The organism is Chitinophaga flava (genome assembly GCF_003308995.1).
Classification (GTDB): Bacteria; Bacteroidota; Bacteroidia; order Chitinophagales; family Chitinophagaceae; genus Chitinophaga; species Chitinophaga flava.
This window is the reverse complement of sequence record NZ_QFFJ01000002.1, coordinates 3,830,531-3,846,915: the sequence shown is the minus strand read 5'-3', so window position 1 is coordinate 3,846,915 and position 16,385 is coordinate 3,830,531. Positions and strand designations below refer to the sequence as shown.

General features: G+C 47.1%; 14 protein-coding genes. 7 read left to right on the top strand and 7 right to left on the bottom strand.

The features are described from left to right. Positions 1-3: 3 nt before the first annotated feature. The 5 genes from DF182_RS30445 (at position 4) to DF182_RS30435 (ending at position 6,124) form a co-directional block, all read left to right on the top strand. Positions 4-1,449, top strand: coding sequence for a RagB/SusD family nutrient uptake outer membrane protein (locus DF182_RS30445; RefSeq protein WP_113619522.1), 1,446 nt, complete (start codon positions 4-6; stop codon positions 1,447-1,449). A 168-nt stretch (positions 1,450-1,617) separates the two neighbouring features. After that, positions 1,618-4,104: a PIG-L family deacetylase gene (locus tag DF182_RS30440; RefSeq protein WP_113619521.1), complete on the top strand. Its 2,487-nt coding sequence runs from the start codon at positions 1,618-1,620 to the stop codon at positions 4,102-4,104. A gap of 5 nt (positions 4,105-4,109) precedes the next feature. Beyond that, positions 4,110-4,283 carry a hypothetical protein gene (locus DF182_RS32425; RefSeq protein WP_153260024.1) on the top strand — a complete coding sequence of 58 codons (174 nt, stop codon included), beginning with the start codon at positions 4,110-4,112 and terminating at the stop codon, positions 4,281-4,283. 18 nt (positions 4,284-4,301) lie between these two features. Further along, complete coding sequence (locus tag DF182_RS32795; protein ID WP_262511114.1) at positions 4,302-4,433, top strand: hypothetical protein; 132 nt, start codon at positions 4,302-4,304, stop codon at positions 4,431-4,433. After that, a complete protein-coding gene (locus DF182_RS30435) occupies positions 4,430-6,124 on the top strand; it encodes a sodium:solute symporter (RefSeq protein WP_113619520.1) in 1,695 nt (564 codons plus the stop codon). The genes DF182_RS32795 and DF182_RS30435 overlap by 4 nt, the downstream gene beginning before the upstream one ends. 64 nt (positions 6,125-6,188) lie before the next feature. On the opposite strand, the gene DF182_RS30430 is transcribed toward DF182_RS30435, so the two are convergent. The 5 genes from DF182_RS30430 to DF182_RS32500 form a co-directional block, all read right to left on the bottom strand. Beyond that, entirely contained in the window at positions 6,189-7,043 is an 855-nt protein-coding gene (locus tag DF182_RS30430; protein WP_113619519.1) for a DUF2911 domain-containing protein, read from the bottom strand. Positions 7,044-7,085: 42 nt separating this feature from the next. Further along, positions 7,086-7,742 (bottom strand): response regulator transcription factor, encoded by a 657-nt coding sequence (locus tag DF182_RS30425; RefSeq protein ID WP_113619518.1) that lies wholly within the window; start codon positions 7,740-7,742, stop codon positions 7,086-7,088. 123 nt (positions 7,743-7,865) lie between these two features. After that, the gene (locus DF182_RS30420) at positions 7,866-8,675 is read right to left on the bottom strand and encodes a sensor histidine kinase (protein ID WP_113619517.1); all 810 of its coding nucleotides are present in this window, start codon (positions 8,673-8,675) and stop codon (positions 7,866-7,868) included. Further along, a complete protein-coding gene (locus DF182_RS30415) occupies positions 8,662-9,312 on the bottom strand; it encodes a hypothetical protein (protein ID WP_147243597.1) in 651 nt (216 codons plus the stop codon). The genes DF182_RS30420 and DF182_RS30415 overlap by 14 nt, the downstream gene beginning before the upstream one ends. Before the next feature lie 45 nt (positions 9,313-9,357). Next, positions 9,358-9,789 (bottom strand): hypothetical protein, encoded by a 432-nt coding sequence (locus tag DF182_RS32500; protein WP_161964321.1) that lies wholly within the window; start codon positions 9,787-9,789, stop codon positions 9,358-9,360. A 382-nt stretch (positions 9,790-10,171) separates the two neighbouring features. Between DF182_RS32500 and DF182_RS30405 the strand changes: the two genes are divergently transcribed. Beyond that, on the top strand, positions 10,172-11,065 hold the full coding sequence (locus tag DF182_RS30405) for a hypothetical protein (protein ID WP_113619514.1): 894 nt from the start codon (positions 10,172-10,174) through the stop codon (positions 11,063-11,065). Positions 11,066-11,187: 122 nt separating this feature from the next. Here the strand turns inward: DF182_RS30405 and xerD are convergent, their stop codons facing one another. Next, positions 11,188-12,087 carry a site-specific tyrosine recombinase XerD gene (xerD, locus tag DF182_RS30400; RefSeq protein WP_113619513.1) on the bottom strand — a complete coding sequence of 300 codons (900 nt, stop codon included), beginning with the start codon at positions 12,085-12,087 and terminating at the stop codon, positions 11,188-11,190. Between the two features lie 52 nt (positions 12,088-12,139). Here xerD and DF182_RS30395 point away from each other — a divergent pair, with 52 nt between their 5' ends. Next, positions 12,140-15,595: a pyruvate carboxylase gene (locus tag DF182_RS30395; protein ID WP_113619512.1), complete on the top strand. Its 3,456-nt coding sequence runs from the start codon at positions 12,140-12,142 to the stop codon at positions 15,593-15,595. A gap of 337 nt (positions 15,596-15,932) precedes the next feature. Here DF182_RS30395 and DF182_RS30390 read toward each other — a convergent pair whose 3' ends face one another. Beyond that, positions 15,933-16,349: a nucleoside-diphosphate kinase gene (locus tag DF182_RS30390; RefSeq protein ID WP_113619511.1), complete on the bottom strand. Its 417-nt coding sequence runs from the start codon at positions 16,347-16,349 to the stop codon at positions 15,933-15,935. Positions 16,350-16,385: the final 36 nt, after the last annotated feature.

The following is a 16,385-nucleotide window of genomic DNA, read 5'->3' as shown; positions in this document are numbered from 1 at the left end:
TTCATGTTGCAACGATATAAATATATTGCCTGGATATTAATAGCTACACTGATTGCCAGTTGTAGTAAGGATTTTCTTAACCAGGACCCTCAGTCGGCTACAGAAACACGACATACCATTAAAGATCTGGCAGGGCTGCAAGCAGCCATTAACGGGGTGTATTCACTAATGCAAAATGAAAACTATTACGGTCGTACCATGTTACTGTTGCCGGACCTTCGGGCAGACAATGAGTATATCAGTGTCGTCAACAGTAACAGGTACCGTAATCTGGATCAGTACATCGTAACAGCGAACGATGTCTATATCACCGATGCATGGAACCTGCTTTACAGCGTGGTGGCCAATGCTAATATGGTGATACAGAAAGGCCCTTCCGTATCACTGCTGCCTTTTACTGCAGACAGCATCGAAGCCAGACAGATTGTGGCGGAAGCCTATGCCGTGAGAGGACTGGTGTTTTTTGACCTGGTACGATTGTATGCACAGGCTTACAACTATACACCGGATGCCTCGCACATGGGAATTCCCCTCGCCACTACTACCAATATAGAAGAGGTACAGTCGCCTTCCCGCAGTTCTGTAAAAGACACTTATATACAGATCATCAGTGATCTGAATAAGGCAATCAGTCTTTTCCAGGAAAGCAAAAGTCCGGCCTTCTCTTCCGGCAGGCTCAATATCCTGAGTGTAAAGGCCCTGCTGGCAAGAGTATTACTGTATAAAGGAGACTGGGTAGGGGCAGAAGCTGCTGCCAGCTTGGTAATCAGCTCCGGCAAGTATACATTATTGCCAGGGGACAAGCTGGTGAGCGATTTTAGCCAGACAGGCAACAGTGAAACAATTTTTGAAATCATCAATACAGCAACAGATAATCGTAGCACCGATGCGCTGAGTTATATGTTTAGCCAGATGGGCTACGGAGATGTATTAGCTACTGATGATATATGGAAAATATATAATGAAAAAGATGCACGACTGGGATTTATAAAGAGAGACAAACGTGCGGGGACCGGAGGTGAAAATCCGGCCAATATCATCACCAAATACAGAGATGTGGCCACATTTGCAGAAAGTATTAAGGTGATGCGGCTGGCAGAGCTGTATCTTATCCGGGCAGAAGCGCTGGCTCACCTGGGAAGAGATACAGATGCGCAACAAGCACTGAATGATATTGTAAAAAGGGCTAATCCTGGTGCAGCGCCAGTGGTGGCCACAGGCCAGGCCCTGTTGGATGCTATTGCACTGGAGAGGCGCAAGGAGCTGGCCTTTGAAGGACATCGTCTTTTTGATCTGGGCCGCACCGGAGCACCATTTGTAAAGTATCTCGCCAACAACAAAACTATTTCCGTGGCTTTGCCCGGACCTAAGATAATCTTACCCATTCCCCAAAAAGAGCTGGATGCCAATCCTAATATACGCCACCAGCAAAACGAAGGATACAACTAATCTGAACCGCCTTTGTTAATAATTGGTTTTTGCGAGCTGGTTGGTTTTTGCTTGTAGGGTCCCGGTAACACACCGGGACCTTTTATTTTATCGCCGTTCAACCCAATTCTCTTCCTTCACATGAATTTATTCCTATTTTTGGCGACTCTGTAAAATCACGTTCTATTCATGTTTTTAAGAATCCGCACTGCACTGGCTTTCCTGATCCTCCTGATTGCCAGTATACCTGCACTGGCACAACCATCACCCGTATGGAACGCCGCTGACATAAAACTGCAGCTGAAAAAGCTGGATACGCTGGGAAGCGTATTGTATCTGGCTGCCCATCCTGATGATGAAAACACCCGTTTGCTGGCTTTCCTGGCCAAAGAAAAACTCTATCGTACCGGCTACCTATCACTCACCCGTGGTGATGGTGGTCAAAATCTGGTTGGCAACGAACAATCCGAACTACTGGGATTGATCCGTACCCAGGAACTGCTGGCAGCCCGTCGTGTTGATGGAGCAGAGCAGTTCTTCACCCGGGCACAGGACTTCGGGTTCTCCAAAAATCCCGCAGAGACATTTACCATCTGGGATAAGAAAAAAATCCTGGGTGATGTAGTATGGATGATCCGCAAATTCCAGCCGGATGTAATCATATGCCGTTTCCCGGCCGACAGTCGCGCTGGCCACGGCCATCATACCGCCTCCGCTATGCTGGCGGCAGAAGCCTTCACCGCTGCCGCTGATCCCAAACAATATCCCGAACAACTCAAATACGTACAGCCCTGGAAAACAAAGAGGCTGTTATGGAATACCTTCAATTTCGGTGGTGCCAATACCATTTCGGAAGACCAGTTCAAAGTAGACGTAGGTATTTACAATAGCCTCCTGGGAAAAGGTTATGGAGAAATTGCTGCTGAAAGCCGCTCCCAGCATAAAAGCCAGGGTTTTGGCGTTCCTGCAGGCAGAGGTTCCAGTATGGAATATTTTCAGACTATCAAGGGAGATGCACCCCGTCATGAACTACTGGACGATATAAATACCAGTTGGTCCCGTGTTGCCGGTGGCACTGCCATTGGCAAAATGGTAGACAAGGTTATCCAGTCTTACAGTATGGAAGATCCAGGTGCTTCAGTACCTGTGCTGCTGGAAATACGCAAAGCCATCCAGGCTCTGCCTGACGGCTATTGGCGCAATCAGAAGCTGAAAGAAACTGAACAGCTCATCTATGCCTGCGCCGGCCTCTGGGCCGAGGCTTACAGCACCTCCCCGAGCGTAGTGCCAGGATACAGCATGGAAGCGACTGTACAGTTGATCAACCGCGGACATGTCCCTGTTAATCTTCGCAAAGTAGACCTGCCCGGTAAGCCGGACGCCATCGGCGCTCGCGAACTGGCGTACAATAAATTCAACAGCATCTCCCATACGCTCACAGTACCGGCAGATACCAAAATCTCACAGCCTTACTGGTTGTCTGAGCCACATCCGCTGGGTACCTACGAAATCCCTGATCCCTTACAGGTAGGCAATCCGGAAAATGTTCCGCCACTCGTTGCCGGAATACACCTGGAAATAGGAGGGCAGGAGTTCCTGTTACAACGTCCGCTCCAGTACAAATACACCGACCCGGTAAAAGGAGAATTATACGAACCACTCGTAATAGCACCTCCTGTAGTGGCCAACCTGAATAACCAGGTATACATCTTTACCAGCAATCAACCACAAACAGTGCCTGTAAAGATCTCCGCTATGGCTGATGGGGTTGCAGGCAACGTGCACCTTAAACTGCCCGCGGGCTTTGCTGTAAAGGAAAGCAGCCTGCCCTTCAAACTGGAGAAAAAAGGCGATGAACTGGAACTGCGCTTCAGCATTCAACCGAAAGCTGCAGCTACTACCAATCAGGTAGACACGTTTACTGTAGTGATGGACTGTAACGGTAAAGCCTATACGCAAAGTATACAGCATATCCGCTACGATCATATCCCGCTGATCACCCTTTTCCCTGAAGCCTCCGCGAGACTGGTAACCGTTGACCTGAAACACAACGGCAACAAACTGGGATATATTCCCGGTGCCGGTGATCTCGTGGCTGCTTCCCTCAGACAGGTAGGCTATGATGTAACTGAACTGGGTGAAAAAGAAATCATGGGTGACCAGCTGGCCCAATACGATGCCATCATTGTTGGCGTACGGGCATATAATACCAATCCCCGCATGAAGTACTGGCAAAACCACCTGATGGACTATGTCAGCAAAGGTGGAACCCTGCTGGTACAATACAATGTAAACAATCCGCTGGTAACGCAGGATCTGGGACCATATCCGTTTAGCCTTTCCCGTGACCGGGTAACAGATGAAAAGGCCGCGGTGACCTTCCTGCAGCCGGATAGTCCTGTACTGCATTATCCCAATGAAATCAGCGCTGCTGATTTTAATGACTGGGTACAGGAGAGAGGATTGTATTTCCCTGTTAATATTGACAAAGCATATCAGAAACTGTTTTCAATGAACGATAAGGGAGAATCACCACTGGATGGTTCTACCATTGTGGCGCAGTATGGCAAAGGCAGGTATGTGTATACAGGCCTGGCGTTTTTCCGTGAACTGCCAGCCGGTGTGCCCGGTGCCTATCGTTTATTTGTGAACCTGATTTCTGCTAAACAGCACTAGGCGAGATGGCAAAAAAACATGTACAGAACCGCCCCAGGCTGAGGATTGCAGCAATACTCTGCATCCTCCTGGGGCTGTTTATCGGATTTGAAATCAAAAGGGTCCATATCGGACTACTAATTGGAATTGCACTGGGACTACTGACTGGCAGCATGTGGTCCAAAAGCACAGATGATTGAATGTATAAATACTGAAGCATGACAGAAAAAGACCTGCAGGAAGAGAAACCACCACTGTTCCCGGCTTGGAGTTACTGGTACGTACTGGTGATTGGCTGGCTGGGGATGTTGATCATGTTCTTCTATTTATTCACCAAAACATATTCATGAGTTCTTTAGACTGGGTAGTACTCATTTCTACCCTTACGATTATCATACTATATGGCATCTGGAAAAGCCGGGGAAAACAGAACATGGAAAGTTATTTCCTTGGCAACCAGGCTATGCCATGGTATATTGTCCTGTTGTCTATTATAGGCACCCAGGCCAGCGCTATTACTTTTATATCAGCTCCCGGTCAGGCCTATACGGACGGGATGCGGTTTGTACAATACTATTTCGGACTGCCACTGGCCATGGTAGTGCTTTGTATCACTTTTGTTCCCATCTTTCATAAACTGAAAGTATATACAGCTTATGAGTTTTTAGAGAAGAGATTCGACCTGAAAACCCGTACGCTGGCGTCTTTCCTGTTTCTGGTACAGCGGGGCCTTTCTACTGGTATCAGTATCTGTGCGCCCTCCATTATTTTATCATCACTGTTGGGCTGGAATCTTTACTGGACCAATATGATCATGGGCGGTATGCTGATCATCTATACGGTGGCTGGCGGTACACGGGCCGTTGCCTATACACAGACTTTACAACTGGCCATCATTTTTGGAGGTATGTTCCTGGCAGGCTGGATGGTAGTGCATTTGCTGCCGGCGGATATTGGCTTTAAACAGGCATTGCAGGTGTCGGGCAAAATGGACAAACTGAATGTGATTGTAACCAAATTTGACTGGAACGATAAGTACAATATCTGGAGCGGCTTGATAGGTGGTTTTTTCCTGGCACTGTCCTATTTCGGGACTGACCAGTCGCAGGTAGGACGTTATCTGACAGCCCGTTCCATAAAAGAAAGCCGTATGGGCTTGCTGATGAATGGCCTGGTAAAAGTTCCGATGCAGTTCCTGATTCTGTTGATCGGTGCTATGGTGTTTGTGTTTTACCTCTATTTCCGCGCACCTATTTTTTTCAACGAATCTCAGTTGGCCCGTGTGCGTAACACCTCCCAGGGGCCTGCCTTACAACAGCTGGAAAACAAGTATAATTCGCTGAGTACACGTAAACAACAACAGGTGAAAGACCTGGCCGCAGCCCTGGAAACAAAAGATGCCGCCAGTACTGCTGTCGCCAAAAAAGCATTGCTGCAAACGGATGAACAGGCACTGGCTATCAGGAAAGAGGCACTTACGCTGATGAAGAAGGCTGATCCTACTGCCGATACCAATGATACGAATTACATCTTTCTGCATTTTGTAGTCAACAGTCTCCCTAAGGGATTGGTGGGCTTGCTGGTCGCTATCATTTTCCTGGCAGCATGGGGTAGTATTGCTGCTGCGCTCAATTCGCTGGCATCCACAACGGTGATAGATGTATATCAGCGTTTGTATAACGGTCACGGCACTCCGGAGCATTATATGCGGATCTCCAAATTATGGACTTTGATATGGGGCGTATTTTGTATTGTGGTAGCGCAGTTTGCCAGTGGGCTGGGCAGTTTGATTGAAGTGGTGAATATATTGGGTTCCTGGTTTTATGGCGTTACACTGGGAATTTTTATGGTAGCATTTTACCTGAAGCGGGTAGGAGGTACGGCTACCTTCTGGGCCGCCATTGCCGCTGAAGCAGTGGTGCTGGCGATGTACGGGTTGGAGCAGGTGTCTTTCCTATGGCTCAATGCTATCGGGTGTATACTGGTAATTGTTTTTGCAATGATCCTGCAGCCTTTCATAAAGAAACCGGCACTTTCATAAAATGACAGCGGGATTTAAAATAATGATATTTTAAATCCCGCTGTTTGTATTTAATTCAGGAGAATTATTTCAATGTGGCCAGCAGCTTGTTGTTGAGAGCTACATAGTCATCATTTTTAGCAGCTTTCGCCAGCTCGATGGATTTCAGAGCAGCTTCTTTGGCGCCTTTCACATCTTTTGCTTTCGCATAGATTCTGGCTTTCTGATAGAAAACCCAGAATGCGTCCGGGCTCTGAGCAGCGGCCTGGTCTATCCATGTTTTTGCTTTGTTGATGTCCAGGTTGTGTTCCAGGTAATAAAATGCAGCCTGGAAGTATGGTTTTTTGTCGCCGGGAGCAGCCATGGCTTCTTCTATCTGTCCTACTATCTTGTCGTTGATGTCGGCAGTGATTTTTACCGGTACTTTAACTTTTTCCCAGCTGATAGCTAATGTCATAGAGGATTCCAGCACATCTTCAAAACCGATGGTGAAGCTTTCCTGAGATGCAGGAAGTGCTACTGGCTTTACGTTAACACGGGCAACGTCATTTTCCTTTTTGTACATGGAAGGGCTGCTAACATCGAGGCTGCTGGAGAGGATCACGGTCCATTCTTTGGCACCGGGGATCGTGAGCAGTCCGTATTTGCCGGCTTTCACAGGTACACCGCCGAATTTCACATCTTCACCGAAGGTAATAACGGTAGGGGAATTGGCGCCGGTTCTCCATACTTTGTTGTAGGGAACTACGTCACCCATGATCACCCTGCCTTTTGTTACCGGACGGGAGTAGCTGAGCTCTACATTGGAAAGAGCAAAGTCCTGTTTTACAGTCTGGCCCGGGCTGGGAGCTGGCATTTTGATTCCCTGCGCTACGGAAGCTCCAGCGTATAACAGCAGCATGGCTGCGGCAGATGCTGTGAAATTTTTAACAGTTTTCATATTAGGTTGTATTAATTGGTGGCAATGAAGGGAAGAGGGATGTTATTCGATTAATCCATTACGGAATGCGTATAACACCAGTCCTACGCTGTTTTTCACGTTCAGCTTTTCCAGCAGTTTTTGCCGGATACCTTCCACGGTACGGGGGCTCAGGTATATCTTCTCAGAAATTTCCTGTGTCGTGTATTCGTTGCAGATAAGCTTTAATACTTCCTGCTCCCGGTCGTTGAGTTGTATTTCATTCTTAAGCGTAGGCTTGAATTGTTGTTTATTCTTGTGTAGAACTTTCTTTAATAGTGCCAGATTTACGTTTTCATTAAAATAAAAGCCTTTCTCATAGGTAGTGCAGATGGCTTCATATATTTCTTCCGGATCAGCGTTTTTCAGGAGGTAGGCGTTGGCGCCGTTTTCTACCAGATGAACGATAAAGTTGTCGTCTTCATACATGGTAAGGATGATAATCTTTACGTCCGGGTATTTCTCCTTTACTTTGATGGTGGCTTCTATGCCATCCATATTAGGCATTTTCAGGTCCATCAGGATAACGTCCGGTTGCTGTTGTTCCATGATTTGCAGCAGGTGAAGGCCATCATCTGCCTCAAAGATAAAGCGGATATTTTCGTACGGAATCAGCGTGTTGATCACTCCACTGCGGAAAATCTTGTGATCATCCGCAATGGCCACTTTGATGTGCGCCATAGTGAACAGTTTATAGAGAGGTAATTATAATTATTTTATTGTTAATAAATAGCTGTAAGTCATGTTGTTACATAGGTGTACAACAAAACCGGATGGCAATTTAGTAATAAAACAACATATACATCAACTATTCTGTGCCGGCACTTGATAATTTTCTACATGGATGGTAGCAACAGTACCTTTCGGAGCACCAGAAGTGAATTGGATATCTCCGCCAATGATATTAAGCCGGCTTTCGATGTTTTTGAGGCCCAGGCTACCGTTTTTCTTTTTACTGCTTTCCAGAGAGGGCAGCAGCTGGCCGTTTCCATCATCCGCAACGGAGATGGTAAGCAGGGAAGGGGTGGTCTGGTAGGTGATGGTTACCTCCGAGGCCTGGGCATGTTTAAGAATATTGTTGATTAGTTCCTGCACAACGCGGTAAACGTTTAGTGCTTTCTCTTTGTCTACCGACTGGCCATTACCAGCTACTTCAAAGTTGATTTTAACCTGTTTGTTTTTGTTCATCAGGCTACAGAAAGAGTCTAGTGCATGGGCCAGTCCAAGATTTTCCAGGGCCTGTGGATGCAGGCTCTGAGAGATGAACCGGAGTTGTTGTATTATAATGTCGGTGAAGTCTTTGGTTTCCTTCAGCCGTTCAGCTTCACCATTGCCGGTTTTGAGTAATGGTAAGAGGCCGCCCAGGCTTAGCTTGAGTACAGATAGTTGGGCACCTACTTCATCATGAAGGTCTTCAGCAATTCTTTTTCTTTCCTGTTCCTGTCCTTGCAATACTGCTATCAATCTTTCCCTTTGCAGTTGAAGATCTTTATCTCTGATAAGCAATTTGTGTTGAATAACCTGTTTTTGCTGAAACATCACCAGCAGAATCACGATGACTCCAAGGATTAACATTACTGTAGTACCAATTACAATAATATCAATTGTCTGCATACCCGAACCTTTTGTTTTTTGAGAGCCCAATATACAGCAGAAACATGGTAATCATAGCAACTACATAGTTAATACTTAATAAAGTAAGAATCATTGCCTGGGCATTGTTCTGATTAGTGTTCTGGATGAGGTTATAACTGATGGAAAACAGAAAGGAGCTGCAGAAATATATAAAGATGGCAGCATTGTACCAGAATACAGGAAGGGTATTGATGTAGATGGCTTTTTCAATAAGTTCTTTATCAGTCATTAACTGAAGGAAAAAGATGATACCATAAGCAATGATAATACCTGATTTGAGGCCTGCACTAATGGAGTTATAAGATTGGAGGCCTTCAATCATCCCGGCATCTGCCACACATAGGCCGAACACCAGTATGGGAAGCAGGGTGATTGCCTGTTTGATAGTAGGATGCTTGATAATTCTGAGATAGAAAAAAGACAGGATAATAAACTGAACAAAATTCATCAGGCTGAAAAACCACATATTGTTTAGGCCCGCCTGGGAAAGGGCAGCAGATCCTGCTGCAAAAAACACACTGCTGACGATATAAAAGCAGGCCCATTTACCGGGAACATCCAATGTTTTATATCTTAATAGGAAGGGGATCAAAATTAAAACTTCGATCCCCGTCATAGTGTAAAATATACCAAGAAATATATTCAGATTCACGATGTGATTTTAGGGTTGTGTAGGTGGTTTAGTTGTGCCTCCTCCTCCTCCAGAGCAGTATTGCGGACAAGGAAGTCCCTGGTCGAGTATTTTGGCAGATACCATACTTTTGGCTACAGAACCGGTGGCCGGATCACCTGCCGGAGGCAGAATGTCGTTGCCATCGCTGTCTACAGCTACCAGTACCATTTTCTTTTCTTTAATGCCATCACCATCTGTATCGATTTTCAGGCCGTAGTAAATTCTCAGCGCTGTGCAATCGGGATGGTCCAGCAGTTCCATTACTTTGTCTTTACCAAAGCACATAGCTTTAACATGTCCACCCAGCGCTTTTTGCTGTGCATGCTCGTCATCATGGTTTTTGGTCAGTATTTCCATTTCCTCCCTGGAAATAAAGCCACCTGCATCTGCAGGAATAGGTCTTTGTGTAGAATCACTCATAGTGGGTAGTTTAAGGTTTGGGGTAAAATTATCACAATATTACACTATTACAATATTGAATATATTATGGCTGATACAGTCCTGGAAAAGTCCCTTTCAGGCAAAGTCTTACTGACAGGGAATTGTATATACATAGAGGTTATGGAGAGTTACTGAAATAACGTAACACTCACTGTAAAATACGTAGAAATACGCATTCTTACATTTCAGGTTTCCAACGCTTGACACCTTACAGATTGTTATTAATCTTTGTGGGAACAACCGTGTTATTTTTTAAAGATACATTGGATCTGTAGATACTACCAGGCCTTTCTACCATGTTTGTTTTTTATTTAGTATGCAGAGGGTTTTACTCATTACCCCCTTTCATAAATTTAAAACCATGAGTTACCTGTTAATTGGAAACATCTCTGCGCTTATTTGTGACGATTGCATAGAGCCCCTGGCAAACGCACGGATACGCGTATACCTGCCGGATACACGGTATCCAGCTACATGCCAGCCGAAAGGTATTTTTAATGACCTGCAGCCATTATCTGCCAAAGATGTATTGATGAAGGCTGATCGTTTGCTGGCAGAAACTACACTGGATGATCAGGGAAACTTTACCCTGGCCTGGCAGGAAGTACACCTTTTCACCGAACCACTTGAACTGGACCTTTGTCTGGATACCCTTCCCGGAGGTACCGGTTCTATACAGCCCCGCAACTTTCATCTCTGCAGCGCCGTCTTACACTGGAAGCGCGGAGCAGATGGTTATATCGGAGCCTACGCTTATGTGGTGCCTTCCGCCATGTGGAGCAAAATATGTGGTGATGCAGGGGCATGGGTAATCACCGGTACCATAAAGCGGCACCGGCCCGTCACCCAACAGCCCATCCTCAGAGTGGAAGCTTATAATGCCATCTCCGGTAAAATGATCGGCCATGCCTATACGAACGAATATGGCCGATATACCTTGCGTTTTTCCAGGAAAGACCTGTATAATGGTACACTACAGCCTGTAAAGCAGGGGCGTTGCCATATGGGGCCCGATGTGTATTTCCGGATTTACCAGCAGGACCGGTTGGTGTTGTCTGAAAATGAAGAGCAGGCCGCTGCACCGGAACGCCAGGACCTTGCGCCCTGTAGTTGCGTGAATCTCCGCTACCGGCCTTCAGTAGTCAAATGGGCCTCCGGACATATACAGGGATGGATCAACGATGTGATCACCCTCTCCGGTGGCAGAAGTAAAAAGAAACGGGAACAGTTGCGGCTCACCAATGCCCTTCTTTAACCGGATACGTTTGTTGTAAGAAGTCATTGTTTAGAATGCCTCTGAAGTAATTTCAACAAGTCCCCTTGTTTGAAACCCTTCCATGGTCTGACAGCTGCCCCGTAATGGCGGCTGTCTTTTTTTTAAAACCGTGGATGATAACGGGAGAGGGTATCCCGCAGGTATTCCCTGTCGAGATGTGTATAAATTTCTGTAGTGGCAATGCTTTCATGTCCCAGCATCTGCTGTACCGCTCTGAGATCAGCCCCGCCCTCCACCAGATGTGTGGCGAAAGAATGCCGGAAGGTATGGGGGGACACATTTTTCTGGATGCCGGCCAGCTCCGTTAGCTCTTTAATGACCAGGAAAATCATAACCCGGCTCAGTGGTCCGCCACGGCGGTTGAGGAACAGGGTATCTTCTTCTCCGTATTTAACGGGCAGGTTTACACGAACATGGCGACGGTAAGTATCGATGTGCCGCATGGCGTCCCGGCCGATAGGTACCAGCCGTTGTTTGTTGCCCTTGCCTACCACCCGGATAAATCCTACATCCATATGCAACTGCGTGATCTGCAGGTTAATGACCTCACTTACACGCAGGCCACAGCTGTACATCGTTTCCAGGATAGCCTTGTTGCGATGCCCTTCCGGTGTATCCAGCTTTATCTGGGCGATGATTTTTTCGATTTCTTCAAAACTGAGTACATCCGGCAGCTTACGTTGCAGCTTGGGAGCTTCCAGCAACTGGGTAGGGTCTTCCTGAGTCATGTCTTCCAACAGCAGGAATTTATAAAAAGCCTTAATGCCCGAAATGGTACGGGCCTGTGATGCCGGTGTCATCCCCAGTTTACTGACCCACTGTACGCAGCCTTGCAGGTCTGCCAGCGTAACATCCTGCGGACGGAGTTTTTCACCGCCATGGGCCTGGAGGTACTGCTCCAGCTTCTCAACGTCCCGCAAATAAGCCTCTATCGAATTGTCTGACAGAGACCGCTCCAATTTCATATATCCTTTAAACAGTTTACGGAATGATGGCCACATATTGTGGGCAAGTTAAAAGTTTTCCCCTATTTTTAAATCATAACTCCATGATATGTCTACCCCTTCCTTCAAAAAAATATCCAAATTGCTGGTGGCCAACCGTGGCGAAATCGCGGTACGTGTACTCAGGGCCGCCGCCGAGCTGCGCATCAGGACGATCGCTGTTTTTACTTATGAAGACAGATATTCCCTCCATCGTTATAAGGCCGACGAGGCATACCAGATAGGGCGTGATGACGAGCCACTGAAGCCCTACCTCGATATTGAAGGACTTATCAACCTGGCTAAAAGCCAACAGGTGGATGCTATCCATCCCGGTTATGGTTTTCTGAGTGAGAATGTACACTTTGCCCGTCGCTGCCAGGAAGAAGGTATTATTTTCGTAGGTCCGTCACCGGAGATCATGGCCCGGCTGGGAGATAAGGTAGCTGCCAAAGCGTTGGCCCGTGAAGCGGAAGTGCCACTGATAGAGGACAGCAGACTTCCACTGGATGATGTGGCCACTGCTTTGCAGGAGGCTCGTCGTATAGGCTTTCCGGTGATGTTGAAAGCGGCGGCCGGCGGAGGCGGGCGGGGGATGCGGATGGTGCCTGGCGAAGCAGCCCTGGAAAGGGCTTTCCTGGAAGCCCGCAGCGAGGCGGCCAAGGCTTTCGGTGATGATACCATCTTCATAGAAAAATTTATAGAAGAACCCAAACATATAGAGGTGCAGCTGATGGGAGACCATTACGGTAATATTATACATCTCTATGAGCGGGATTGCTCCGTTCAGCGCCGTTTCCAGAAAGTCGTGGAAATCGCTCCCTCACCTAATCTACCCCAGCACACCCGTGATAAACTATATGAATACGCCCTCCGCCTGGCACACCGGGTGGATTTTAATAATGTGGGCACGGTGGAGTTTCTGGTAGACAAGGCTCACCACATCTATTTTATAGAGGTGAACCCACGTATACAGGTAGAACATACAGTAACCGAAGAAGTGACCGGGATCGATATTGTTCGTTCCCAGATACTGATAGCGCAGGGGCACCGGCTGTCTGACCCGGAAATATTCCTCCGGGGGCAGGATGATGTACAACTCAATGGATTTGCCATTCAGTGCCGTATCACCACTGAAGACCCTGAGAATAATTTTAAACCCGACTATGGCACCGTCATCGCTTATCGCAATGCCGGCGGCTTCGGGATACGGCTGGATGAGGGTAGCACCTATTCAGGTGTGAAAATCTCGCCGTTTTTTGATTCCATGCTGGTAAAGGTGACAGCCTGGGGCCGCACATTATCTGGTGCTGCAGGCAGGCTGCACCGGACTTTACGGGAATTCCGTATCAGAGGGGTAAAGACTAATATCCGCTTCCTGGAAAATGTGATCACCAATGATGTTTTCCGGAAGGGGAATTGTACCGTGGCTTTTATAGACCAGCATCCGGAGCTGTTTAAACTATCGCAGATACGGGACCGGGGTACCAAAACACTGATGTACCTGGCCGATGTGACGGTCAATGGTCATCCCGATATAAAAGGGAGGCCGGAGAGCAGGACCTTCCGTACGCCCGTCATTCCTTCCTATGAACCACTGAAGCCTTATCCGGCCGGTATGAAAAACCGTCTGGAAGAAATGGGACGGGAGGCTTTTGTACAATGGCTGCGACAGGAGACGCCGGTCTATTATACAGATACCACCTTCCGGGATGCGCATCAGAGTTTACTGGCCACACGGGTGCGTACCAGGGATATGCTGGCGGTAGCAGAGAGTTATGCCAAAAACAATCCGGAGATATTTTCCATGGAGGTATGGGGTGGGGCTACCTTCGATGTGGCCATGCGTTTTCTGCATGAATGCCCCTGGCGGCGACTGCAGCTGTTACGCAAAGCGATGCCTAACATCCTGTTACAGATGTTGTTCCGGGGATCTAACGCTGTCGGCTACTCGGCATATCCTGAAAACCTGATAGCGACTTTCATAGAAAAGGCGGCAGAGAACGGGATCGATATATTCCGCATCTTCGACTCTCTGAACTGGGTGGAAGCGATGGCGCCCAGCATCCGGTTTGTACGGGAACGCACCAACGCTCTTGCCCAGGCAGCCATTAGTTATACCGGCGATGTATTGAGGCCGGCCAATAATAAATATACGTTGCAGTACTATACAGACCTGGCCCGGAAACTGGAAGATGCCGGTGCACATATGCTGGCTGTCAAGGATATGGCCGGCCTGCTGAAACCTGAGGCGGCCACTGTGTTGATCGGAACACTCCGCGACGCTGTGAAGTTGCCGGTAGTGTTACATACACATGATACGGCCGGAGTACAGGCGGCCACCTATCTCAAAGCTATAGAAGCGGGTGTGAGTGTGGTGGATACAGCCATAGCCTCTCTTAGTGGCCTCACTTCCCAGCCCAATCTTAATTCCATGGCAGCTGTGATGGATACGCATGCCCGCGGCAGCCGGATGAACCTGGCTTCCCTGAATGAGCATAGCAACTACTGGGAGGATGTGCGGGAATATTACTATCCTTTTGAGTCAGATATGAAAGCGGGTACGGCACAGATCTATGAAAATGAAATCCCCGGCGGGCAGTATTCCAACCTGCGTCAGCAGGCGGAGTCGTTGGGACTGGGTGACAAGCTGGAAGAAATCAAACAAAACTATGCTGCTGTAAACCAACTTTTTGGTGACATCGTCAAGGTAACCCCCAGTTCCAAGGTAGTAGGTGATATGGCCTTGTTTATGACCAGTAACCAGCTGACTGCGGAAGATGTATTGGATGAAACCCGTAACCTGGCATTTCCTGCCTCGGTAAAAGGTTTTTTCCGGGGAGAGTTGGGTGTGCCATATGGCGGGTTCCCTCCGAAGCTGCAACAGATAGTGTTGAGAGGGGAGCGACCTTTGGCGGGCAAGCCTAATGAGCACCTGGCGCCGGTGGATTTTGAGGCGGATTTTGGTGCTTTCCGGGAAAAGTATCCGCACACAGAGTTTCTGGACTACCTGAGTTACCATATGTTCCCCAAGGTGTTTGATGAGTACTATCAGCATGCGATGGTGTTTGGTAATGTAGAGGCGATCCCTACGCCTGCTTTTTTCTACGGACTGAAACAGGGGGAGGAAATCCTGATTACGCTTAGTAAGGGTAAGACGATTATTGTCAAGCTGTTGTATATATTACCGGCAGATGAGCATGGTATGCGTACGGTGGTGTTCGAGCTGAATGGCTATGCACGTAAGGTGCAGGTAAGAGACCATTCAGTGAAAAGTGTGGTGGCGGAGAATAAAAAGGTAACCAATTCTGCGGTGGAGATAGGGGCACCTTTGCCGGGGAAATTGTCGAAGGTATTGGTGCGGTCAGGTGATGTGATTACACCGAATATGCCATTGTTTATAATTGAAGCAATGAAGATGGAAACAACGGTAACGGCTACTCGTGAAGGAAAGGTGAAAGAGGTGCTGTTAGGGGAGGGCAGTATGGTGCAACAGGATGATTTGGTGATTGAAATTGAAAAATAGTAATTTTTTTGAAGTAGTAGATTAGGTGGATTGCGTATTTTTATTGAAAATCAATTGTTTGTAATATTACATTTTGTAGCTTTTAAACCTGCTATTTTGTAACAAAAGCTGGAATTTATAGCTTGAAAATCAAGCTCTGAATCTGTTTTGCCGATTAAAATGTGCCAAATGTCTGGCTATCTGCTATGGTGCTTTAAGTATACTTGTATAAGTTGCTTGGAATCAGTTTTTTAGAACAAAAAAATAACCTGATTTCTTACAAGCGGAACCAAATGTCCGTCATGGTTTGAAATCAGGTTATTTATGCTTTCAAGTGACTATAAAAGTCACCGGCAGATTAGAATTTTTCCAGGGCGCTGAAGAAGAAATCACCTTCGATCAGTGCATTCTCGTTAGAGTCGGAACCGTGAACAGCGTTACGACCGATAGACTCAGCGTATTTTTTACGGATAGTACCTTCTTCTGCATTGGCAGGGTTGGTAGCTCCGATCAGGGTACGAAAATCTTCTACTGCATTTTCTTTCTCCAGGATAGCTGCTACAATGTGCCCGCTGCTCATGAATTCAACCAGTTCACCGTAGAAAGGTCTTTCTTTGTGTACTGCGTAGAATTCGCCTGCTTTCGCTGATGACAGATGGGTCATTTTCATGGCTACGATACGGAAACCTGCGGCATTGATCATGTTCAGGATGCCACCAATATGCCCGTTTGCTACCGCATCAGGCTTAATCATTGTAAATGTTCTGTTGCTCATATATGTTTTATTCCGAATTACAGATTAGGCCGCAAA